This is a genomic window from Pseudomonas sp. P4_C8 (assembly GCF_056401975.1).
Map to the genome: position 1 here is coordinate 133851 of NZ_JBFUIH010000008.1, position 22644 is coordinate 156494.

17 protein-coding genes and 1 pseudogene are annotated in these 22644 nt (G+C 59.8%); 7 read left to right on the plus strand and 11 right to left on the minus strand.

Annotated elements, in window-relative coordinates; translation table 11 throughout:
• Window positions 1–390: 390 nt before the first annotated feature.
• The 6 genes from AC1DWM_RS07315 to arcD (AC1DWM_RS07340) form a co-directional block, all read right to left on the minus strand.
• A complete protein-coding gene (locus AC1DWM_RS07315) occupies window positions 391–1899 on the minus strand; it encodes a sigma-54-dependent transcriptional regulator (RefSeq protein WP_223511858.1) in 1509 nt (502 codons plus the stop codon).
• 203 nt (window positions 1900–2102) lie between these two features.
• Complete coding sequence (locus tag AC1DWM_RS07320) at window positions 2103–2465, minus strand: DUF5064 family protein (protein ID WP_223511859.1); 363 nt, start codon at window positions 2463–2465, stop codon at window positions 2103–2105.
• A gap of 12 nt (window positions 2466–2477) precedes the next feature.
• Window positions 2478–3407, minus strand: coding sequence for a carbamate kinase (arcC, locus tag AC1DWM_RS07325; RefSeq protein WP_223511861.1), 930 nt, complete (start codon window positions 3405–3407; stop codon window positions 2478–2480).
• Window positions 3408–3559: 152 nt separating this feature from the next.
• Window positions 3560–4570: an ornithine carbamoyltransferase gene (locus AC1DWM_RS07330; RefSeq protein WP_477794905.1), complete on the minus strand. Its 1011-nt coding sequence runs from the start codon at window positions 4568–4570 to the stop codon at window positions 3560–3562.
• Between the two features lie 80 nt (window positions 4571–4650).
• Window positions 4651–5907 carry an arginine deiminase gene (gene arcA, locus AC1DWM_RS07335; RefSeq protein WP_223511862.1) on the minus strand — a complete coding sequence of 419 codons (1257 nt, stop codon included), beginning with the start codon at window positions 5905–5907 and terminating at the stop codon, window positions 4651–4653.
• 35 nt (window positions 5908–5942) lie between these two features.
• The gene (arcD, locus tag AC1DWM_RS07340; RefSeq protein ID WP_223511864.1) at window positions 5943–7370 is read right to left on the minus strand and encodes an arginine-ornithine antiporter; all 1428 of its coding nucleotides are present in this window, start codon (window positions 7368–7370) and stop codon (window positions 5943–5945) included.
• Window positions 7371–7831: 461 nt separating this feature from the next.
• Between arcD (AC1DWM_RS07340) and arcD (AC1DWM_RS07345) the strand changes: the two genes are divergently transcribed.
• A complete protein-coding gene (gene arcD, locus AC1DWM_RS07345) occupies window positions 7832–9259 on the plus strand; it encodes an arginine-ornithine antiporter (protein WP_223511866.1) in 1428 nt (475 codons plus the stop codon).
• Window positions 9256–10119 (plus strand): DNA-3-methyladenine glycosylase family protein, encoded by an 864-nt coding sequence (locus tag AC1DWM_RS07350; protein WP_477794906.1) that lies wholly within the window; start codon window positions 9256–9258, stop codon window positions 10117–10119. Before arcD (AC1DWM_RS07345) ends, AC1DWM_RS07350 begins: the two co-directional genes overlap by 4 nt.
• A gap of 104 nt (window positions 10120–10223) precedes the next feature.
• Here AC1DWM_RS07350 and AC1DWM_RS07355 read toward each other — a convergent pair whose 3' ends face one another.
• The 5 genes and pseudogenes from AC1DWM_RS07355 to gap form a co-directional block, all read right to left on the minus strand.
• Window positions 10224–11555, minus strand: coding sequence for a CoA transferase (locus AC1DWM_RS07355; RefSeq protein WP_477794907.1), 1332 nt, complete (start codon window positions 11553–11555; stop codon window positions 10224–10226).
• A 163-nt stretch (window positions 11556–11718) separates the two neighbouring features.
• The gene (locus tag AC1DWM_RS07360) at window positions 11719–12474 is read right to left on the minus strand and encodes a methyl-accepting chemotaxis protein (protein ID WP_411741830.1); all 756 of its coding nucleotides are present in this window, start codon (window positions 12472–12474) and stop codon (window positions 11719–11721) included.
• A 102-nt stretch (window positions 12475–12576) separates the two neighbouring features.
• A pseudogene (locus tag AC1DWM_RS07365) lies at window positions 12577–13857 on the minus strand (methyl-accepting chemotaxis protein); the annotation flags it as partial.
• A gap of 449 nt (window positions 13858–14306) precedes the next feature.
• Window positions 14307–14771 carry a methylglyoxal synthase gene (locus AC1DWM_RS07370; protein WP_223511871.1) on the minus strand — a complete coding sequence of 155 codons (465 nt, stop codon included), beginning with the start codon at window positions 14769–14771 and terminating at the stop codon, window positions 14307–14309.
• Window positions 14772–14800: 29 nt separating this feature from the next.
• Entirely contained in the window at window positions 14801–15802 is a 1002-nt protein-coding gene (gap, locus tag AC1DWM_RS07375; protein ID WP_477794908.1) for a type I glyceraldehyde-3-phosphate dehydrogenase, read from the minus strand.
• 218 nt (window positions 15803–16020) lie between these two features.
• Between gap and edd the strand changes: the two genes are divergently transcribed.
• From edd to AC1DWM_RS07400, 5 genes are all read left to right on the plus strand, one after another.
• Complete coding sequence (gene edd, locus AC1DWM_RS07380; protein WP_452627882.1) at window positions 16021–17847, plus strand: phosphogluconate dehydratase; 1827 nt, start codon at window positions 16021–16023, stop codon at window positions 17845–17847.
• Window positions 17844–18794, plus strand: coding sequence for a glucokinase (locus AC1DWM_RS07385; protein WP_223511874.1), 951 nt, complete (start codon window positions 17844–17846; stop codon window positions 18792–18794). Before edd ends, AC1DWM_RS07385 begins: the two co-directional genes overlap by 4 nt.
• Before the next feature lie 183 nt (window positions 18795–18977).
• Window positions 18978–19709, plus strand: coding sequence for a response regulator (locus tag AC1DWM_RS07390; RefSeq protein ID WP_140667520.1), 732 nt, complete (start codon window positions 18978–18980; stop codon window positions 19707–19709).
• On the plus strand, window positions 19699–21168 hold the full coding sequence (locus AC1DWM_RS07395; protein ID WP_223511877.1) for an ATP-binding protein: 1470 nt from the start codon (window positions 19699–19701) through the stop codon (window positions 21166–21168). The genes AC1DWM_RS07390 and AC1DWM_RS07395 overlap by 11 nt, the downstream gene beginning before the upstream one ends.
• Window positions 21169–21384: 216 nt before the next feature.
• Window positions 21385–22644 carry a D-mannose isomerase gene (locus tag AC1DWM_RS07400; protein WP_223511878.1) on the plus strand — a complete coding sequence of 420 codons (1260 nt, stop codon included), beginning with the start codon at window positions 21385–21387 and terminating at the stop codon, window positions 22642–22644.

Below are 22644 nucleotides of genomic sequence, written 5' to 3' on the forward strand. Positions count from 1 at the left end.
ACTCGTCTGGTGGACGCTATTGAATGCGTGGGCAATAAGCCCTGTTATGACGAACTACTTAGCAAGAACGCGGCCAATGTTGGTTTTGTCCTTATTAATCAATGTTCTATAGGGTTTTATGGGCGGGTGAAACTTGCGCGCTGTAGCGAAATCGATACGGGCAGGGGCGGAGAGGAAAGCCGAGGTGGATCAAAGCCTTGTGCAGCCTTGATTGAAGAGGAGTGTAGCGATATCGTTCCGCTGTAGCGCTTTCAGTACAGATGGAGGTCGTTTTCAGCATAGAGCCCTGTAGGAGCCGAGCTTGCTTGCGATAGCGGTATTTCAGTCGAAATCAATGGTGAATGAAATACCGCTATCGCGAGCAAACTCGGCTCCTACAGGGGGGGGGATTCAGGGCTTGTTGGGTATGCCGTATTTGCGCAACCGATGGGCAATCGCCGTGTGGGACGTTTGCAGGCGGCTGGCCAGTTGGCGGGTCGAGGGGTAGCTGATGTAGAGTTTTTCCAGCAGGGTTTTCTCGAATTCCTCCATCGCCTGCTCCAGGCTGTCGACATCGCTGTCGCTCTGGCGTGCCACCGAGGTGCCGGCGATGTCGAGGTCGCCGATGTCGACCAGCGTGCTTTCGCAAATGGCCGCCGCGCGAAAGATCACGTTCTGCAATTGCCGCACGTTGCCCGGCCAGCGATTACCCAGCAGCGCCGGGTAGGTGCCCGGTGCCAGGCGACAGACCGGTCGCTGGATTTGCGCGCAGGCCTGCTGCATGAAGTAGCGGGCGAGCAACAGAATGTCCTGGCCACGTTCGCGCAACGGCGGGACTTCGACATTGAGCACATTGAGGCGATAAAACAGGTCTTCGCGGAAGCTGCCTTCGCTGACCATTTTTTCCAGATCGCGGTGGGTGGCGCTGAGGATCCGCACGTTGACCTTCACTTCACGATCGCCACCGACCCGGCGGAAGCTGCCGTCATTGAGAAACCGCAGCAGTTTCGCCTGCAAGTACGGCGACATCTCACCGATCTCATCCAGAAACACCGTGCCCTGGTTGGCCAGTTCCATGAGCCCCGGTTTGCCGCCACGCTGAGCACCGGTGAAGGCGCCGGGGGCGTAGCCGAACAGTTCGCTTTCGGCGAGGTTCTCCGGCAATGCCGCGCAGTTCAACGCAAGAAATGGCGAGCTGTGCCGAGCGCTGCTGGCATGGCAGGCCCGAGCCACCAATTCCTTGCCGGTGCCGGTTTCGCCCTGAATCAGCAGAGGCGCATCAAGGGCGGCGACCCGTTGGGCGCGAGCCTTGAGGGTGCGGATCACCGGCGACTCGCCGAGCAGCGCATCGAAACCTTCGGCGTGGTCATGGTGCAGCGCCGAGAGGCGTTCGCCGATGCGGTTGGGTTGATACAAGGTCAACAGGGCGCCCGCGTCGGTGATCGGCGTGGCGTCCAGCAGCAACGTCTGACCGTCGACGGTAATTTCCCGCAGCGGCAAGCGAAAGCCGTGTTCGAGTAGGGCGTCGAGCAGCGCCGGGTCGGCGAACAGCTCGGCGATGCTTTCACCGGCTGGTTCACGCCCGTACAACGCAATCAGTGCCGGGTTGGCCAGCAACACTTTGCCGGCACTGTCCAGCGCCAGTACCGGGTCGGTCATGGCCGCGAGCAATGCGTCGAGTTGCAGGTGTCGGCGCTGGCCAGGAAGGATGTCGACCACCGTCACCGCCTGCACGCCACGCACGCTGAACAGCGCATCGCGCAGCTCCTCGAGGACTTGCGGGCTCAGGGTCGGGGCGTCGATGTAAACGTTGGGCGGAACCATTTCCACCGCATCCAGATTGAGATTGCGCCCACCGAGCAGGGCCAGGACTTCCTGGGTAATGCCGACGCGGTCGATGAAGCTGACGTGGATACGCATGGGGCGGTTTTTGGTTCTGAGGTGCGGAGGGTGGCAAGTATGCCTTGGGGCGGGCGAATGGTGAAATCCTGCGCAGGATTTCAGGCCAACACCAAACCCTTGTAGGAGCTGGCTTGCCGGCGAAGGCGGCGTGTCAGTCGCTATCGATGTCGACTGTTAGACCGCTTTCGCGAGCAAGCTTGCTCCTACAGGGGGAGTGCGGGTTACTCGAAGTGTTCGGGGTTGACCGGGTCGCCGGATTTCATATCCAGCTGCACCCGAATGTCTTCAAACATCAAATCGTAATGCTTGTGGACCGAGCCGATCTGGCTATGTGTCTTCGGGATTCCGTATCTCTCGGCGATTTTCGTCACGTTGTTGGCAAAGTTGTAGGCCTCCTCCTTGGGCAGGAAGAAGGTCTCTGTCATGTCCTTACCTTGAATGCTGCCATGCATCGTGAACTGGATGCCTTTTTCCCCTTTGGGATTCTTGCTGACTTCATAGTCGAGGTGAATGTTGTAGCTGACATCATCCTTGGTCAGCGCGTGACGCTCGATGTGCAAGTGCCCTGGCTGAAACTGCGCCATAGACGTCTCTCCTTATAAGTAAGTAATGCCAGGTTTCGCTGTGCTGATGCGCGTACCGGCCGTGCCCTGGACGATCGCTTCGATGTCCGAGAGTGAACCGATCACTGCGACCTTTCCAGTATGGCGTGCGAATTCACAGGCTGCCTGAACCTTCGGTCCCATGGAGCCTGCGGCGAAGCCGAGTTTTTCCATTTCATCCGGGTGAGCCTGGCCGATGGCTTTCTGGGTCGGCTTGCCGTAATCGATGAACGCGGCACTGACGTCGGTGGCGATCACCAGAATATCGGCTTCAAGCTGTTCGGCCAGCAGCGCCGAGCACAGGTCTTTATCGATGACTGCTTCGACACCTTCCAGTACGCCGGGAGCCGTGTACATGGTCGGAATGCCGCCACCACCGGCGCAGATCACGATGCTGCCTTTTTCCAGCAGCCATTTGATCGGGCGGATCTCGAAAATGCGTTTCGGTCTGGGGCTGGCCACCACACGACGATATTTATCGCCGTCCGGGGCAATTGCCCAGCCTTTCTCGGCGGCGAGCTTTTCTGCATCGGCCTTGGCGTACACCGGGCCGATCGGTTTGGTGGGGTTCTGGAACGCCGGGTCGTTGGCGTCGACTTCGACCTGGGTGAGCAGGGTGGCGAAGGGCACTTCGAAGTCCAGCAGGTTGCCCAGTTCCTGTTCGATGATGTAGCCGATCATGCCTTCGGTTTCGGCACCGAGCACGTCCAGCGGGTAAGGGGTAACCGAGGTGTAGGCCGCGGCTTGCAGCGACAACAGGCCGACCTGCGGGCCATTGCCGTGGGCAATCACCAGTTGGTTACCGGCGTGGACCTTGGCAATTTGTTCGGTGGCGACGCGAATGTTGGCGCGCTGGTTGTCCGCGGTCATGGGTTCACCACGGCGGAGCAGGGCGTTACCGCCCAAAGCGACGACGATACGCATAATGGCAATCCTTCTAAAACAGAAGTAAGCAGGAAACTCGGGCCTTTGTGGGAGTGAGCCTGCTCGCGATAGGGCCGTGTCAGTCGACATCGATGTCGTCTGTTAGCCCGTCATCGCGAGCAGGCTCGCTCCCACATTGACCGGTCCGTTCTTTACAGATCAGCCAGGGTCGACACCAGGATCGCCTTGATGGTGTGCATGCGGTTTTCCGCTTGCTCGAAGGCGATGCAGGCCGGCGACTCGAATACGTCATCGGTCACTTCGATGCCGTTCTTCAGGTTCGGGTACTGCTCGGCAATCTGCTTGCCGACTTTGGTGTCACTGTTGTGGAAGGCCGGCAGGCAGTGCATGAACTTGGTGCGCGGGTTGCCGGTGGCTTTCATCAGTTCGGCGTTGACCTGATACGGCAGCAGTTGCTGGATACGTTCGGCCCAGGCTTCGACTGGTTCGCCCATCGAGACCCAGACGTCGGTGTGGATGAAGTCCACGCCTTTGACCGCAGCTTTCGGGTCTTCGGTCAGGGTGATGCGGGCACCGCTTTCTTCCGCGTATTGCTTGCAGCGCGCGACCAGGTCGTCAAGCGGCCACAGGGCTTTCGGGGCGCAGATGCGCACGTCCATACCCAGCTTGGCGCCGATCAGCAACAGTGAGTTGCCCATGTTGTTACGGGCGTCACCCAGGTAGGCGTAGCTGATGTCGTGAATCGGCTTGTCGGCGTGCTCACGCATGGTCAGCACGTCGGCGATCATTTGCGTCGGGTGGTATTCATCGGTCAGGCCGTTGAACACGGGTACACCGGCAAATTTGGCCAGCTCCTCGACGATTTCCTGTTTAAAGCCACGGTATTCGATGGCGTCGTACATGCGCCCCAATACGCGGGCGGTGTCTTTCATGCTTTCTTTGTGACCGATCTGCGAGGAGTTCGGGTCGATGTAGGTGACGTTGGCGCCCTGGTCATAAGCCGCGACTTCGAACGCACAGCGGGTGCGGGTCGAGGTTTTTTCGAAGATCAGCGCGATGTTGTTGCCTTTGAGGTGTTGCTGCTCGGTGCCGGTGTACTTGGCGCGCTTGAGGTCGCGGGACAGGTCGAGCAGGTAGCGCAATTCGCGAGGGGTGTGGTGTTCCAGGCTCAGCAAATTACGGTTGTGAATATTAAAAGCCATGATGGATCTCCTTTGGTGTCGGTTATCCCCTTGGTCGTGCATGCCCTGGGGTACAGGGCAGCGACGGCCAAGGCTGAAGGTTAGTAGTCGATTGGGTCGCGAATGATCGGGCAGGTCATGCAGTGGCCGCCGCCACGCCCACGGCCCAGTTCGCCGGCGCTGATGGTGATGACTTCGATACCCGCCTTGCGCAGCAGGGTGTTGGTGTAGGTGTTGCGGTCATAACCGATGACCACGCCTGGCTCCACGGCCACCACGTTGTTGCCGTCGTCCCATTGTTCGCGTTCCGCGGCGAAGCTGTTGCCGCCGGTTTCCACCACTCGCAACGTTTTCAGGTTGAGGGCCTTGGCCACCGTGTCGAGGAAGCTGGTTTCTTCGCGCCGGATGTCGATGCCGCCCGGTTTCTTCTCGTCCGGACGCAGGGTGAAGGCGACGATCTGGTTCACGACTTCAGGGAAAATGGTTACCAGGTCGCGGTCACAGAAGCTGAACACGGTGTCCAGGTGCATCGCGGCGCGGGATTTTGGCAGGCCGGCGACAATGACTTTTTCGACCGCTTTGTTTTTGAACAGGTTTTGCGCCAGCAGGCCAATGGCCTGGCGGGACGAGCGTTCGCCCATGCCGATCAGCACCACGCCGTTACCGATTGGCATCACGTCACCACCTTCGAGGGTGGAACTGCCGTGTTCCAGGTCCGGGTCGCCGTACCAGATCTGGAAGTCGGCGTTGGTGAATTCCGGATGGAATTTGTAAATGGCAGTGGTCAGCAGGGTTTCCTGACGGCGTGCCGGCCAGTACATCGGGTTCAGGGTCACGCCACCGTAGATCCAGCAAGTGGTGTCGCGGGTGAACTGGGTGTTAGGCAGTGGCGGCAGAATGAAGCTGGAGTGGCCGAGGAAGTCGCGGAACATCTCGATGGTTTTGCCGCCGAAACTGGTCGGCAGATCATCGGCGGAGACACCGCCGATCAGGAACTCGGCGATTTTGCGCGGCTCCAGGCTACGCAGCCACGAGCCGGTTTCATTGATCAGGCCCAGGCCCACAGAGTTGGGGGTGATCTTGCGCTCCAGAATCCAGTCGAGCGCTTCCGGGATCGCGACGATGTCGGTCAGCAGGTTGTGCATTTCCAGCACGTCGATGTTGCGTTCGCGCATCTTGGTGACGAAGTCGAAGTGGTCACGCTTGGCTTGGGCGACCCACAGCACATCATCAAACAGCAGTTCGTCACAGTTGTTCGGGGTTAGCCGCTGGTGGGCCAGGCCGGGGGAGCAAACCATGACTTTGCGCAGTTTGCCGGCTTCGGAATGTACACCGAACTTAACTTTTTCCGTGGTCATTACAGTGATCCTCCAGATGACAAATTATTCAGGTGTTACAGGGTCAGGAAGCCGTCATACAGGCCGAAGGCCGCCACCACGGCGCCCACGATTACGCCTGCAAAAATCAGCTTCTCGACGTTGGTGAAAACAGGTTTGTTGAGTTCTCTCTTGGCTTTGGCGAACAGGATCACGCCGGGCGCATAGAGCAGGGCGGACAGCAGCAGGTATTTGGTGCCCCCCGCGTAGACCAGCCAGACCGCGTAGATCACCGAGATAGCGCCGATGAGCAGGTCTTTGGTGCGGTCGCCGGAATCGTTTTCGTAAGTCTCACCGCGCACCGCCAGCAGCAGCGCGTAAGCCGCCGACCACAGGTAGGGCACCAGAATCATCGAGGTGGCGAGGTAGATCAGCGACAGGTAAGTACTGGCCGAAAACAGCGTAATGATCAGGAACAGCTGCACCATCGCGTTGGTCAGCCACAGTGCGTTGACCGGCACATGATTGGCGTTTTCCTTGCGCAGGAACTCCGGCATGGTGTGGTCCTTGGCGGCGGCGAACATGATCTCCGCACACAGCAGCACCCACGACAGCAAGGCTCCCAGCAGCGAGATGATCAAGCCGACGCTGATCAGCACCGCGCCCCAATGCCCGACCACATGCTCCAGCACTGCCGCCATCGACGGGTTCTGCAACTTGGCCAGTTCCGGTTGGGTCATGATGCCCAGGGACAGCACGTTCACCAGCACCAGGAACAGCAGCACGGTGATGAAACCGATGACGGTAGCCTTACCCACGTCGCTACGTTTTTCGGCGCGGGCCGAGAAAATGCTCGCGCCCTCGATGCCGATGAACACCCAGACGGTGACCAGCATCATTTTGCGCACCTGGTTCATCACGCTGCCCAGGTCCGGGTTTTTCAAGCCCCAGATGTCGGCGGTGAAGATGTCCAGTTTGAAAGCGAAAATTGCGATCAACACGAACAGCACCAGCGGCACGATCTTGGCGACAGTGGTCACCATGTTAATGAACGCCGCTTCCTTGATCCCCCGCAACACGAGGAAATGCACACCCCAGAGCAGCGCCGATGCGCCAATGATGGCAGCCACGGTGTTGCCTTCACCGAAAATCGGGAAGAAGTAGCCAAGGGTGCTGAACAAGAGAACGAAGTAGCCAACGTTGCCCAGCCAGGCACTGATCCAGTACCCCCAGGCGGAAGAGAAACCCATGTAGTCGCCAAAACCGGCCTTGGCGTAGGCGTAAACCCCGCCGTCCAGATCAGGCTTGCGGTTGGCGAGGGTCTGGAAGACGAACGCCAGGGTCAACATGCCGACGGCAGTGATGGCCCAACCGATCAGTACCGCGCCAACATCGGCACTGGCGGCCATGTTTTGTGGCAACGAGAAGATCCCGCCACCAATCATTGAGCCGACTACCAACGCAACCAATGCGCCAAGTTTCAGTTTTCCGGGGGATTCAGACATCGCATGACTCCAGTGCAGGAGAAGAGAGACAACAGAGTAGATCTGCTAGCTATTCGAACATCTGACTTAGATCAGTGGATGGGCGCATTTCATTGTTAATTAAAGAGTTACTAATCTTTTCCGTCCATGGCGGTGTTGCCGGGGAAAGCCCTATCCAGAGGTCTCGGTAAGAACAAACAGGAATAACGAACCCCCTGCTTCGATTTTCAAGCTAGTTGGTTTTTGGGTTTCCGCAAATATTTGGCGCCGGTTTCATGAACAGACCAGATTCATCAGGATTAGGCCACGCAATTGCTCTTTGCCATGACGCTCATAGAATGATCGGTTATAAATAAAAAGGCCTGACATGGCGTTATCTAATAAACGTTATTACGCTGTATCTATTTAGTTAAATCCAAGCATGTGACGGTTTTATAACCATGGTCGCCCCGGCCGGATCAGGAAACAGTGGAGACGCAGGAATGTCACAACCGACGCAAAAGCTACGCCTGAGCGCGCTGATCGCCCTGGTGGTGGGATCGATGATTGGTGGCGGGATTTTCTCGTTGCCGCAGAACATGGCGGCGCGGGCCGATGCGGGGGCGGTGCTGATCGGCTGGGCCATTACCGCCGTGGGGATGCTGACGCTGGCGTTCGTCTTCCAGACCCTGGCCAATCGCAAACCCGAACTGGATTCCGGGGTGTATGCCTACGCCAAGGCCGGCTTCGGTGACTACATGGGATTCTCGTCGGCCTGGGGGTACTGGATCAGCGCCTGGCTGGGCAACGTCGGCTATTTCGTGTTGCTGTTCAGCACCCTCGGTTACTTCTTCCCGGTCTTTGGCCAGGGCAACACGCCCATTGCGATCGGCTGCGCCTCGGTACTGCTGTGGGCCGTGCATTTTCTGGTGATGCGCGGGATCAAGGAGGCGGCGTTCATCAACCAAGTGACCACCGTGGCCAAGATCGTGCCGCTGATTATGTTCATCGTCATCGCCGCCGTCGCCTTCAAGGCCGACATTTTTACCCGGGACATCTGGGGGCGCAGCAACCCGAGTTTTGGCGGGGTGATGGACCAGGTGCGCAACATGATGCTGGTGACGGTGTTCGTGTTTATCGGCATTGAAGGCGCCAGTGTGTATTCGGCACGAGCGCAGAAGCGTTCGGATGTGGGGCGGGCGACGGTTATCGGTTTTCTCGGAGTGCTGGCGCTGTTGGTACTGGTCAATGTGCTGTCGCTGGGGATCATGAGTCAGCCGGAACTGGCCAACTTGCAGAACCCGTCGCTGGCGGCGGTACTGGAACATATCGTCGGGCCCTGGGGCGCGTTGCTGATCAGCGTTGGCCTGGCGATTTCGCTGTTGGGGGCGTTGCTGTCCTGGGCGCTGCTATGTGCCGAGATTCTTTTCGCCACGGCCAAAGACAAGACCATGCCCGCTTTCCTGAAAAAGGAAAACGCCAACCACGTGCCGGTGAACGCGTTGTGGCTGACTAACGTGATGATCCAGATTTTTCTGCTGATCACACTGTTTTCCGCCGGCACTTACACCAGCCTGATCTACCTCGCGTCGTCGATGATTCTGGTGCCCTACCTGTGGTCGGCGGCGTATGCGGTGTTGTTGAGCGGGCGGGGCGAAACCTACGAACACGCCAGCGCCGAACGCACCAAAGACCTGATGATCGGCGGTATCGCGCTGGGATATGCGGTGTGGTTGCTGTATGCCGGCGGGGTCAAATATCTACTGCTATCGGCGTTGCTGTATGCGCCGGGGGTGATTCTGTTTGCCAAGGCCAAGCATGAGCAAGGCGAGCCATTGTTCACGCCTATAGAGAAGGGCATTTTTACCGGTGTCCTGATTGGTGCCGGGCTGGCCGCGTACGGGTTGTACAGCGGGTTACTGTCGTTGTGAGATTGTTTTTGGCGTATCAACTTCCGTATGACTGGCCGGCAATGTTGCAGTTTTTATCGGCACGGGCGGTGGCCGGTATGGAAGTCGTGGCCGGTGGGGTGTATTCGCGCAGCATCGGGCTGAACGGTGTTCACGGTACGTTTTCGATAGGGCCGGCGGACGGTGATGCGCTTGAACTGACGCTGGATTTTGCGGATGAGTCGGCGGTGCCTGAGATTGTGGCGCGACTGCGACGGATGTTTGATCTGGAGGCGGATTTGCCGTCGATTCACCGTCAGTTAGCCTTGGACCCCTTGATGAAACGCTTGATTGCCCAGCGTCCGGGCTTACGGGTGCCGGGGGCGTGGGATGGGCTGGAGCTGGCGATTCGTGCCGTGCTGGGGCAGCAGATTACCGTGAGCGCGGCGATCCGCTTGGCGGGCAAACTGGTTGCGCAGCATGGCGTGCCGTTGCAGTCGCCGCTGGCGGGTTTGACTCATGTATTTCCTGCGCCGGCCGTGTTGGCGCAAGCGGATCTGGCGACGTTGGGCATGCCGAAAAGCCGGGGGCGAACCTTGTCTGGCGTAGCGCAGGCGTTGCTGGATGATCCGCTGTTGTTTGAGCCCGGCCGGGAGGGCGGTGTGGCGCGGTTACTCGCCTTGCACGGGATTGGGGACTGGACGGCGCAGTACATTGCCTTGCGCCAGTTGCGCGAGCCGGATGCATTTCCGTCAGGGGATGTGGGGTTGATCAAGGCGCTGGCCGCGCTTGAAGGCGGGCCGGTGACCGCGCGGGAGTTGCTGCTGCGAGCGGAGGAATGGCGACCTTGCCGAGGGTATGCGGCGCAGCTGCTTTGGGCTTCGTTGAGTCGGTCGGACTGAATTGTCTGTTCGGGCCTCATCGCCAGCAGGCTGGCTCCCACAGTGGATTTATGTCGATCACAAAACCTGTGGAAGCGAGTCTGCTCGCGAAGGCGATCTGACAGTCACCACCACTGCGCGCGATGGGAACCCAATTCAGAGGCAGGAAGCACCCACTGCAACGGCGTCCCGGTGATTTTCAGCGGCACATGAAGCCGATGCGCCGGTCCCCAAGTCGTCTGTTCAACCACTAACCCCTGATCGTTTTCATCCTCCGTCCGCAACGCCTCGGCTGTTCCCGCGCCATTTTCAATCAACAACTTCGCTGTGCGCGCCAACGACAACCGCGCCGAGCCACCACGCCCCAACAATCTGATCGCTGCAGCCGCCATCAAATACCCGGTGGCGTGATCGAGTGCTTGCACCGGCAAAGGCGTCGGTTTGTCCGCGTTCTTCCACTGCATCCCGGCGTCTGCAATCCCGCTGCTCATCTGCACCAGGCTGTCGAAACCACGGCGGTTTTGCCACGGGCCACTCCAGCCGTAAGCGTTGAGGCTGACATCGATCAGGCCTGGCGCCAGTGTTCGGCGCTCGGCAACGCCGTAGCCCAGGCGTTCCAGCGCATCCGCGCGGTAACCGTGCAGTAGGATGTCGGCCTCCTTGAGCAGGGTTTCGAACACCGCGCGATCCTCGTTGTTGTGCAGGTCCAGGCGTGCGCAGCGTTTGCCCAAGGTGACTTCCGGCACCACGCCGGGTTCGTTCCAGGTCGGTGGGTCAATGCGCAACACATCCGCACCGAGGCCTGCGAGAAACCGGCTGGCGACCGGACCTGCCAGCACGCGGGTCAGATCCAGCACCTTGAGCCCGGTCAGCGGCCGGGCCACATTGCCTTGCCACGGTTTAGCGGGTTGGCCACTGTCGCCGCTGAACTGAATCAACGGCTCGGCGTTCACGGCCAAACCCTGGGGGTGGCGTTGCCATTGTGCCCACGTGCGCATCTGGGCGGCGCATCCCCCGGCGTCGACCACGGCCTGTTCCAGATCGCTTATGGCCCATTGCGCCACCTTGCGCGCCATCGCCGTGCGGTCGACACAGCTGCCGAGCACGCTTTCAGCTGCTGCTCGGTGATGGGGCGCGTTGGTATGCAGACGGATCCAGCCGTCCTTGGTCGCATAGTCACCGGCAATCGGGTCCCACAGGGGAGGGATGCTCCAGCCAACGGGACGGATCGAGGTGGCGAACCAGAAAGAGGCGAGGCGGCGGTCGACTTCAACGCCGGGCAAGCGACCGGTGTGCTGCAGCAGCAACTCGCTGACAGCTTGTCCGGCCACGGCAATGCTGGCGCAGGCAAGATCCGTAACGGCAAACGCCGAGGGCTGTGCGCCGCTCGACGTGAAAGGAATGGGGGTGTGGGGCAAGCCGAGCGCGGCTTGAATGGACGTGAGTAAATCAGTCATCGAATGCCCTCCGGAACGAGAGCCCGAGCATAGTTCAAATTAGCTGACAGGCCAGATGAAACCTGTAGGAGCAAGGCTTGCCTGCGATTGAGACACCTCGGTTTGTCAGGCCGCCCGCGTCATCGTTTATCGCGGGCAAGCCTTGCTCCTACAGAGACGGGGATTACACCCGGAACTGATCCATCAATTTCATCTGGTGGGTGGTCAGCGAGTTGAGCTGGCTGCTGATCTGCGCTGATTCGGTGGCCTGGCCGGTCAGGGTTTCGGTGACGGTGCGGATCGCCGAGACGTTGCGGTTGACCTCTTCGGCCACGGCGCTTTGCTGTTCGGCAGCGCTGGCGATTTGCAGGTTCATGTCGCTGATCACCGTTACCGCGTCACTGATTTTGCCCAGGGCCTGGACCGCTTGCTGGATTTGTCCGGCGTTGCTGTGGGCCTGGGTCTGGCTCGAATGCATGGTGGCGACCACGCCGCGCGTGCCGCTCTGGATGCGTTCGATCACCTGGCGAATTTCTTCCACTGAATCCTGGGTGCGTTTGGCCAGGTTGCGCACTTCATCGGCCACCACCGCAAAGCCGCGACCGCTCTCGCCGGCGCGGGCCGCTTCAATGGCGGCGTTGAGCGCCAGCAGGTTGGTTTGCTCGGCAATGCTGCGGATCACTTCCAGTACCGAACCGATTTGCTCGCTGTTGACCGCCAGCGCTTCGACTTCGGTCACGGCTTTGCTTACTTCGTCGGCCAGTTGATTGATGTCGCGGGTGCTGCGCTCGATGATCTGCATGCCATCACGGGCCGATTGGTCGGCACCTTTGGCGGCGTTGGCCGCGTTCGAGGCGCTGTTGGCGACGTCGTGGGCAGTAGCGCTCATTTCATTGGACGCGGTGGCGACCTGATCGATTTCGCGGAACTGTAACTGCATGCCTTCGCTGGTCTGACGGGCGATTTCCGAGGATTGGTCGGCGGTGCCGCGGGCGTCGGTGATGCTTTGTTTGATCTGCGCGATGGTCGGTTGCAGCTTGTCGAGGAAGCGGTTGAACCAGCTTACCAGCTCACCCAATTCGTCTTTCTTGCTGTAATGCAAACGCTGTGTCAGGTCGCCGTCGCCGCTGGCAATTGCCTTGAGCATCTGGGCCACGCTGTTGATCGGCCGGGTCACGCCCGATGCGGTGAGCCAGATCAGCAGCAAGCCGACCAGGCCGGCGATGACCGCGACCAGCACGGCTTTGATCGTGCCGCTTTGCTGGGCGTCATCGAGCAGCGCTTGCAGTTTCACCGAGTCGGCCAGCAATACTTGTTTGGGCAGGTCGATCACCACGCCCCAGGCTTTGGAGTCGCCAATCGGGTTGACGGGGTACACCGCGCGGATCAAGTCACCTTGTTCGAGAATTTTTGGTGCGCCGCCGCTGAGCAGTTGCAGGATTTCCTTACCGTCTGCGCCCAGGGTTTCGCCAATGCTTTTGCCGACCTTGCTGGCATCAACGCTGTAGCCGGCCAGCACGCCAGTTCCGGAGACGATCAGCATGTGCCCGGCGTTGTTGAACAGTTCTCGCTGGGAGTCGACCGCCGCCGCTTGCAGCGCATCGAGCGCAATGTCGACACCGACCACGCCGATGGACTTTCCATCCACCAGCAGCGGCACGGAAATGGTGGTCATCAACACTTCCTTGTTGCCCACGGTATCGGCGTACGGGTCAAGCAGGCAGGTACGCTTGCTGTCACGCGGGCAGGTGTACCAGACGTTGTAAGGCGTGCCGCTGAGGTTCAAGGTGGTTTTGGTCATGTCTTCTTCGACCATGATCGTATTGAGCGCTTGCCCCCCGGCGCGGCTCCAATACGTGGCGAAACGACCGGCTTCGTTGGACTGGCGGGCGGCGTCGTTGACGAACTCACTGTCCTTGCCATCCAGGCCATTGGGTTCGAACGCCAACCAGACGCCCAACACCTTGCCGTTGCGCTCAAACGCGGTTTTGATGCTCTGGTTCAACTCTTCACGCAGGGCGCCGGGCTCAATGGAACGCTTGGCGGCCATGTTGCGCATGTCGTTGATCTGATCCGCCAGGGCGGTCACTACCGTCAGTCTTTCGCCAAAGGTCTTCTGCACCCGCACCGCTTGTTCGGCCGCCTTGGCTTGCAGCAGGTTCTGCACACTGGTGGTGAGCATTTTGCTGCTGGAGGCACTGACCAGTTCATCGTTCTGATTAGTCTGGTACATGTTCATGGCGACGATCAGGGCGACCACACCGAGCAGACAAAGACCGGACAGCAGAACGATTTTCAGACGGATAGAGAGAGAGTCGAACATAGGGCGAACTCACAAATGGATGAAGTGTTGGCAAGGAGTCGACGGCGACTCGGTACGCCAAATCCATTCAGCGCGATTTAATGCAATCGGCGCCGTGTGACGGTTGCATGAATCCACACCGACGAACGGTAACAAGTAAACGTTTGCGCAGAAAAATGCCCTGAAAAGACTGAGAATTCAGGAGATTCTCGGTAGTGATTCGGGCCGTGAGGCAGGGGGTGGCAAGTCGTCCTGCTGGAACATGCGCCCGCAGGAGGGGAATGCCGATCAGTTAAGGCGCAAAACCTGTGGGAGCGAGCCTGCTCGCGATGGCAGATTGTCAGGCAACGCAAGTGTTGACTGTGCCACCGTCATCGCGAGCAGGCTCGCTCCCACAAGGATTGCGGCGTTCAACGCCTTAACTGATCGGCATTACCCGCAGGAGAGCGCTTTTTAGTGTTGTTCAAACCTCAGGCGCGGCCGAGCAGATAGGTCGCGTAATCGGGGATTCGATGTTCGTGGGCCTGATCCATCAAGGGGCTGCTCAGTAAGTAATCGGCGCTGCATTCGTTGCAGGCCACCGGGATGTTCCAGACCGCCGCGACCCGCAATAACGCCTTGATGTCCGGGTCGTGAGGCTGTGGTTCGAACGGGTCCCAGAAGAACACCAGCATGTCGACCCGCTGCTCGGCGATTTGCGCACCCAGTTGCTGGTCGCCGCCCAACGGACCGCTGATCATGCTCTCCACTGGTAAATCCAGGCGTTGTTGCAATAACAATCCCGTGGTGCCGGTGGCGACCAATTCATGCTGTGCGAGCCTGTCTTTCTGCCGCTCGGCCCAGTCCAGCAAAAACACCTTGCAGTGGTCATGGGCGACCAAGGCAATACGCTTGCGCGCTGCCATGGTCTTTTGCGTAAAGCTGATACCGATCATCGGTGCTGCTCCTGCTTTTTCACGGCGGGTTACTCAGCGTTACAGAGCGCCAGGCAGTTATCGAGCATGCGGTTGGAGAAACCCCATTCGTTGTCGTACCAGGCCAGCACCTTGAGCAGCTTGCCGCTGGATTTGGTGTGGTTAGCATCGAAAATCGACGACAGCGGGTTGTGATTGAAGTCGCTGGAAACCAGCGGCAGGGTGTTGTAACCGAGAATTTTCGAGTGCTGGCTGGCTTCTTTAAGCAGCGCATTCACTTCATTGGCTGACGCTTCGCGCTTGAGTTGCACGGTCAGGTCCACCAGCGACACATTGATCACGGGTACGCGCACCGCCATGCCGGTCAGTTTGCCCGCCAGTTCCGGCAGCACCAGGCCGACGGCTTCAGCCGCACCGGTCTTGCTCGGAATCATGTTCTGGGTGGCAGATCGGGCTCGGTACGGGTCGGTGTGATAGACGTCGGTGAGGTTTTGATCGTTGGTGTAGGCGTGGATCGTGGTCATCAGACCGCTCTCGATGCCCAATTCGCGGTGCAGCACCTGGGCGACCGGGGCCAGGCAGTTGGTGGTGCACGACGCGTTGGAAATGATTTGGTGATGCTGGCGCAAAATGTCGTGGTTAACCCCATAAACCACAGTGGCGTCGGCGCCTTGGGCCGGGGCCGAAATGATCACTTTGCGGGCGCCGGCCGTAATATGCGCGGCGGCTTTGGCACGCTCGGTGAACAGGCCGGTGCATTCGAATACCACATCAATTTTTTCCGCAGCCCAGGGCAGGTCGGCCGGGTTGCGAATGGCGCTGACTGCAATGCGGTCGCCGTTGACCGTCAGGCTCTCGCGGTCATGCTGAACATCGGCGTCGAACGTGCCGTGAACAGTGTCAAACTTGAGCAGATGAGCGTTGATTGCGCTGTCACCCAAATCATTGATGGCAACGATCTGAAGATCCTGACGATAGCCTTGGGTATACAGTGCGCGAAGGACGTTGCGGCCAATCCGGCCAAAACCATTGATTGCAATTCGAAGAGTCATTTACAGCGCCGCCGTCGTTTTGTTGTTGGAATTACAAGATTATTCGCATAAAAATAGAAAACAAGCGTTTTTAATGGCAATATTTTGTTCAATCTACAACGAGTGACCTGATCAACTGGTCCGACCGATCAAGAAAACCGTCTGTCATCCCAATCACAACGGTCCTTGTTCAGCATAGACAATCAGGTCGCCACATCCGTTAGCCTGGAGTTCTACACATGCATCCCCGCGTCCTTGAGGTCACCGAACGGCTTATCGCCCGTAGCCGCGCCACGCGTGAGGCCTACCTTGCACTGATTCGTGGTGCCGCCAGCGACGGTCCAATGCGCGGTAAGCTGCAATGCGCCAACTTCGCCCATGGCGTGGCGGGTTGCGGCACCGAAGACAAGAACAGCCTGCGGATGATGAACTCCGCCAACATCGCAATAGTTTCGTCATATAACGACATGCTCTCGGCGCATCAGCCGTACGAAGTCTTCCCGGAGCAGATCAAAAGAGCGCTGCGCGAGATTGGTTCGGTCGGCCAGTTCGCTGGCGGCACCCCGGCCATGTGCGATGGCGTGACCCAGGGCGAACCGGGCATGGAGCTGAGCCTGCCGAGCCGCGAAGTGATCGCCCTGTCCACTGCCGTGGCGTTGTCCCACAACATGTTCGACGGCGCGCTGATGCTCGGCATCTGCGACAAGATCGTGCCGGGCCTGATGATGGGCGCGTTGCGTTTCGGTCATCTGCCGACGATTTTTGTGCCGGGCGGGCCGATGGTCTCGGGCATTTCCAACAAGCAAAAAGCCGATGTGCGCCAGCGCTACGCCGAAGGCAAGGCCAGTCGTGAAGAGCTGCTGGAATCGGAAATGAAGTCCTACCACAGCCCTGGTACCTGCACCTTTTATGGCACCGCCAACACCAACCAATTGCTGATGGAAGTCATGGGCCTGCACTTGCCGGGCGCTTCTTTCGTCAATCCGAACACGCCGTTGCGTGATGCCCTGACCCGCGAAGCGGCGCATCAGGTGACGCGCCTGACCAAGCAGAGCGGCGACTTCATGCCGATCGGCGAGATCGTCGACGAGCGCTCGCTGGTCAACTCCATCGTGGCGCTACACGCCACCGGCGGTTCGACCAACCACACCTTGCACATGCCGGCCATCGCCATGGCGGCTGGTATTCAATTGACCTGGCAGGACATGGCCGACCTCTCCGAAGTCGTGCCGACCCTGAGCCACGTCTACCCGAACGGCAAAGCCGACATCAACCACTTCCAGGCGGCGGGCGGCATGTCGTTCCTGATCCGCGAACTGCTGGAAGCCGGGCTGTTGCACGAAAACGTCAACACTGTGCTGGGCCATGGCCTGAGCCGTTACACCATGGAGCCGTTCCTCGATAACGGCGAACTGGTCTGGCGCGAAGGCCCGACTGAAAGCCTCGACGAAAACATCCTGCGCCCGGTTGCTCGTGCATTTTCGCCAGAGGGCGGCTTGCGGGTGATGGAAGGCAACCTCGGTCGTGGCGTGATGAAAGTCTCGGCCGTGGCGCTGGAAAACCAGGTTGTCGAAGCACCGGCCATGGTGTTCCAGGATCAGCAGGACCTGGCCGATGCGTTCAAGGCCGGTTTGCTGGAGAAGGATTTTGTCGCGGTGATGCGCTTCCAGGGGCCGCGCTCCAACGGCATGCCGGAACTGCACAAGATGACGCCGTTCCTCGGCGTGTTGCAGGATCGCGGCTTCAAAGTGGCGTTGGTGACGGACGGGCGCATGTCCGGTGCCTCGGGCAAAATCCCGGCAGCGATTCACGTCAGCCCCGAAGCTTATGTCGGTGGCGCTTTGGCGCGGGTGCAAGAGGGCGATATCATCCGCGTCGATGGCGTCAAAGGCACCCTGGAGCTTAAGGTGGACGCCGAAGAATTTGCAGCGCGTGAACCTGCCAAGGGCTTGTTGGGCAACAACATTGGCAGCGGACGCGAACTATTTGGATTCATGCGCATGGCCTTCAGCTCCGCAGAGCAGGGCGCCAGCGCCTTTACTTCTGCCCTGGAGACGCTTAATTGAAACTGGCTTTGGTCGGTGACATCGGTGGGACCAACGCTCGTTTCGCGTTGTGGAAAAACCAGCAGCTGGAATCGGTCCAGGTGCTGGCGACGGCAGATTTCGCCAGCCCGGAGGAGGCGATCGCTCTCTATCTGAGCGGGCTCGATTTGGCGTTGGGCTCGATCGGTTCGGTGTGCCTGTCGGTGGCAGGTCCCGTGAGTGGCGATGAATTCAAGTTCACCAACAATCACTGGCGCCTGAGCCGCAAGGGATTCTGCGAGACCTTGCAGGTCGAGCAACTGTTGCTGGTCAACGATTTCTCGGCGATGGCGCTGGGCATGACCCGTTTGCAGCCGGGAGAGTTTCGCGTGGTCTGCGAAGGCACCCCGGAACCGTTGCGGCCGGCGGTGGTGATTGGCCCGGGCACTGGCCTTGGCGTTGGTACCTTGCTGGATCTGGGTGAAGGGCGTTTTGCCGCGTTGCCGGGGGAAGGCGGTCACGTCGATTTGCCGCTGAGCAGCCCGCGCGAAACGCAGCTGTGGCAGCACATCTTCAATGAGATCGGCCATGTCAGTGCTGAAACCGCGTTGAGCGGCGGCGGGTTGCCACGGGTTTACCGGGCGATTTGCGCCGTGGACGGCCACACGCCAGTGCTTGAAACGCCTGAAGCGATCACCGCTGCCGGGCTGGCGGGCGATCCGATTGCATTGGAAGTGCTGGAGCAGTTCTGCTGCTGGCTCGGCCGCGTGGCCGGCAACAACGTGCTCACCACGGGCGCGCGCGGTGGCGTCTACATCGTCGGTGGCGTGATTCCGCGGTTTGCCGATTTCTTCCTCGAAAGCGGATTTGCCCGGTGCTTCGCTGACAAGGGCTGCATGAGCGATTACTTCAAAGGCATACCTGTGTGGCTGGTGACGGCGCCGTATTCCGGGCTGATGGGCGCGGGCGTGGCGCTGGAACAGGCTTGAGACCGCGTCGTCTTCATCGCGGGCAAGCCTTGCTCCTACAGGATTGGAGTCGTTCACAAAAATGGCGACCAACCCTATACCTGTAGGAGCCGAGCTTGCTCGCGATGGGGCCATGACAGACAACATAGATTTACGCACGATCAGGCATAATCCGCCCAATTCAAACAACAAGGACGCCGTCCCGTGAGCTCAGTCAACAAGTCGATATTGTTGGTCGATGACGATCAAGAGATACGCGAGTTGCTGGATACCTACCTGACTCGCGCCGGTTTCCAGGTCCGCACCACGCCCGATGGCGCCGGTTTTCGCCAGGCGTTGAACGAGGCGCCGAGCGATCTGGTGATCCTCGATGTGATGCTCCCGGACGAAGACGGCTTCAGCCTCTGCCGCTGGGTTCGTCAGCACCCGCGTCAGGCTCAGGTGCCGATCATCATGCTTACCGCCAGTTCCGACGAGGCCGACCGGGTCATTGGCCTGGAGCTCGGTGCTGACGATTACCTCGGCAAACCCTTCAGTCCTCGAGAATTGCAGGCGCGCATCAAAGCCCTGCTGCGCCGCGCGCAATTCGGTCAGGAACGCAACGGCGGCGAAGTGCTGGCTTTCGACGACTGGCGTCTGGACATGGTCAGCCACCGGCTGTTCCACACCGATGGCGAAGAAGTGATTCTTTCCGGCGCTGACTTCGCGTTGCTGAAACTGTTCCTCGATCACCCGCAGGAAATTCTCGACCGCGACACCATCGGCAACGCCACCCGTGGCCGCGATCTGATGCCGCTGGACCGCATCGTCGACATGGCGGTCAGCCGCTTGCGCCAACGCCTGCGTGATACGGAAAAACCTCCGCGATTGATCCGTACCGTGCGTGGCAGCGGCTACCAACTGGCCGCCAATGTGGTTGCCAGCAATGGCCACTGAGTTCCTGCGCAAGCTCGCCGACCGCGTGCCGGTGCCCCGTTCGCTGTTGGGCCGGATGTTGCTGCTGACGTTGCTGGCGGTGTTGTTTGCACAGACGTTGTCGAGCGTGATCTGGGTGTCGCAACTGCGTGCTACGCAGCTTCAAGGCTTGGTCACCAGTGCGCGCAGCCTGGCGCATTCGATGACGGCCAGCGTCAGTTACTTCCGCTCGTTGCCGGTCGCCTTCAGGCCATTGGTTTTGGACCAGCTGCGCAGCATGGGCGGCACCCGATTCGTGGTGACGCTCAACGACAAACCCTTGGGCATGGAAGTGCTGCCGATCACCCCGCGCAAGGAAGCCGTGCTCAAAGCGGTGGACGAAGTGCTGCGCCAGTCGCTGGGCCAGGACACCGACATTTCGGTGACTTTCGTCAGCCCCGACGACCTGCGGATTTTTAACGGCGGCTTGAAACTCGACGAATTGCCGCGCTCCTGGGCGCACTACGCCTTGACACTGGAGCCTGTGAACCCGCCCGTGCTGGTTACGCAAATCCAGATGGCGCCGGGCGAATGGCTGTACATCGCCTCGTTGTTGCCCGAGCCCTACACCAGTCTTGAAGAAAAAGGTCTGCCGGCGCAGCAGGTCTGGTTCATCATCCTCACCAGCGGCTTTTTGCTGTTGTTCATCGGCCTGCTGGTGCACTGGCAGAGCCGGCCGCTCAAGCGACTGGCGCGGGCTGCGCGGGATATGTCGCTGGGGGCGGAAGTGGAGCCGGTGGCCGAAGTGGGTGGCAGTGAAGTGGTCGAAGTGAGCCGGGCGTTCAACGCCATGCGCGAACGCATCAGCCGCTACCTGACCGAGCGCAGTCAGTTGTTCAGCGCGATTTCCCATGACCTGCGCACGCCGATTACCCGGCTGCGATTACGCGTGGAGTTGCTGGAAGACGAGCAGCTGCAAGCCAAGTTCGGTCGTGACCTGGATGAGCTGGAGCTACTGGTCAAAGGTGCTCTGCAATGTGTGAAAGACACCGACATTCACGAAAATATCGAGCCGGTGGACCTCAACCATGTGCTCGATTGCCTGGTGGAACCGTATCTGGCGCCCTCCGGCAATGGTCGCGTGACTCAGCAGGGGCGGGCATTGGCGGCGTACCCCGGCAAACCGCTGGCGCTTAAACGCTGCATTGGCAACCTGATCGACAATGCCCTCAAGTATGGGCAGAACGCGCACCTGCACATCGATGACGATGACAGCGCGTTCATCCTGCACGTCGATGACGAAGGGCCTGGTGTGCCGGAGCAACGGCTGGAGCAGGTGTTCGAACCGCACTTTCGGCTGGCCGGGCAGCAGCAGGGGTATGGGTTGGGGTTGGGGATTGCGCGAAACATTGCGCATAGCCATGGCGGGGAGGTCAGCCTGCAAAATCTGCGTGAGGGCGGGTTGCGGGTGACGTTGCAGTTGCCGCGCAGTGTTGAATAAATAGACCGCGTAATCGTTCATCGCGAGCAGGCTCGCTCCCACAGGTACGGCGCAATCCCTGTAGGAGCTGGCTTGCCAGCGAAGGCGTCATAAGCCTCAACACATCCTTAACAGCGAATGTCACAACTCAGTGACATAACTCGCCCCCTTCGTTACAAGCCCGTCATCGCCCGTTGTTTAGACTGCCCAAAGTCAAAACAACAAAAAAGGCACCCCATGGACACCTTCCAACCGGACTTCAGCAGTTGGCTGAATGCGCCTGCCCATCAGCAATGGCTCGCCGCTGAAGGTCTGCGCCTGCTGGCGTTTGCCAAGGCATCAAAACTTCCCGAAGGCTTCGGCAATCTGGATGAAAAAGGCCGTCTCCCGGCCAACGCCCACGCCGAAACCATGAACACCGCACGCATGACCCACAGTTTTGCCATGGCCCATATTCAGGGCTTGCCGGGGTTTGCCGAACTGGTGGATCACGGGGTCAAAGCGCTCAGTGGCCCGTTGCGCGATGCCGAGTCCGGTGGCTGGTTTGTCGTGGCCCATGCGCTGGATGACAACACCGGCAAAGCGGCGTATCTGCACGCCTTCGTTGCCCTGGCCGCCAGTTCTGCCGTGGTCGCCAAACGTCCCGGCGCACAAGCCTTGCTTGATGACGCGATCAACATCATCGATACGCATTTCTGGAGCGAGGAGGAGGGCGCGATGCGCGAATCCTTCAATCGCGACTGGAGCGAAGAAGAAGCCTACCGTGGCGCCAACAGCAATATGCACGCGACCGAAGCCTTCCTCGCGCTGGCCGATGTGACGCAAGACAACCGCTGGTTGTGCCGCGCTCAGCGCATTGTCGAGCGGGTGATCCATGGTCATGCGGCCGCCAACGATTACCTGGTGATCGAGCATTTCGACCGCGCCTGGCAACCGCTGCGCGACTACAACCTCGACAACCCGGCCGACGGTTTTCGCCCCTACGGCACCACGCCCGGTCACGGTTTTGAATGGGCGCGACTGTTGCTGCACCTCGAAGCGGCGCGGGTTCAGGCCGGGATGCTCACGCCGGGCTGGCTGGCCACCGACGCGCAAAAACTGTTCGACCACAACTGCCGTCACGGCTGGAATGTCGACGGCGCACCGGGGGTTGTCTACACCCTGGATTGGGCCAACCGCGCGGTGGTTCGCCATCGTTTGCACTGGACCCATTGCGAAGCCAGCGCCGCTGCCAGTGCGTTGCTTAAACGCACGGGCGACGAGCAATACGAGCGCTGGTATCGGCTGTTCTGGGAATTCTGTGACAGTCATTTCATCGACCGTTGCGACGGCAGTTGGCATCACGAGCTCGATCCGCAAAACCACCCGAGCGCCGACATCTGGGCTGGTAAACCTGACCTGTACCACGCCTGGCAAGCCGTACTGATCCCGCGATTGCCGTTGGCACCGAGCATGGCCACGGCCTTGGGGCAGTTGTCCCAGAGCGCTCCTGTGTAA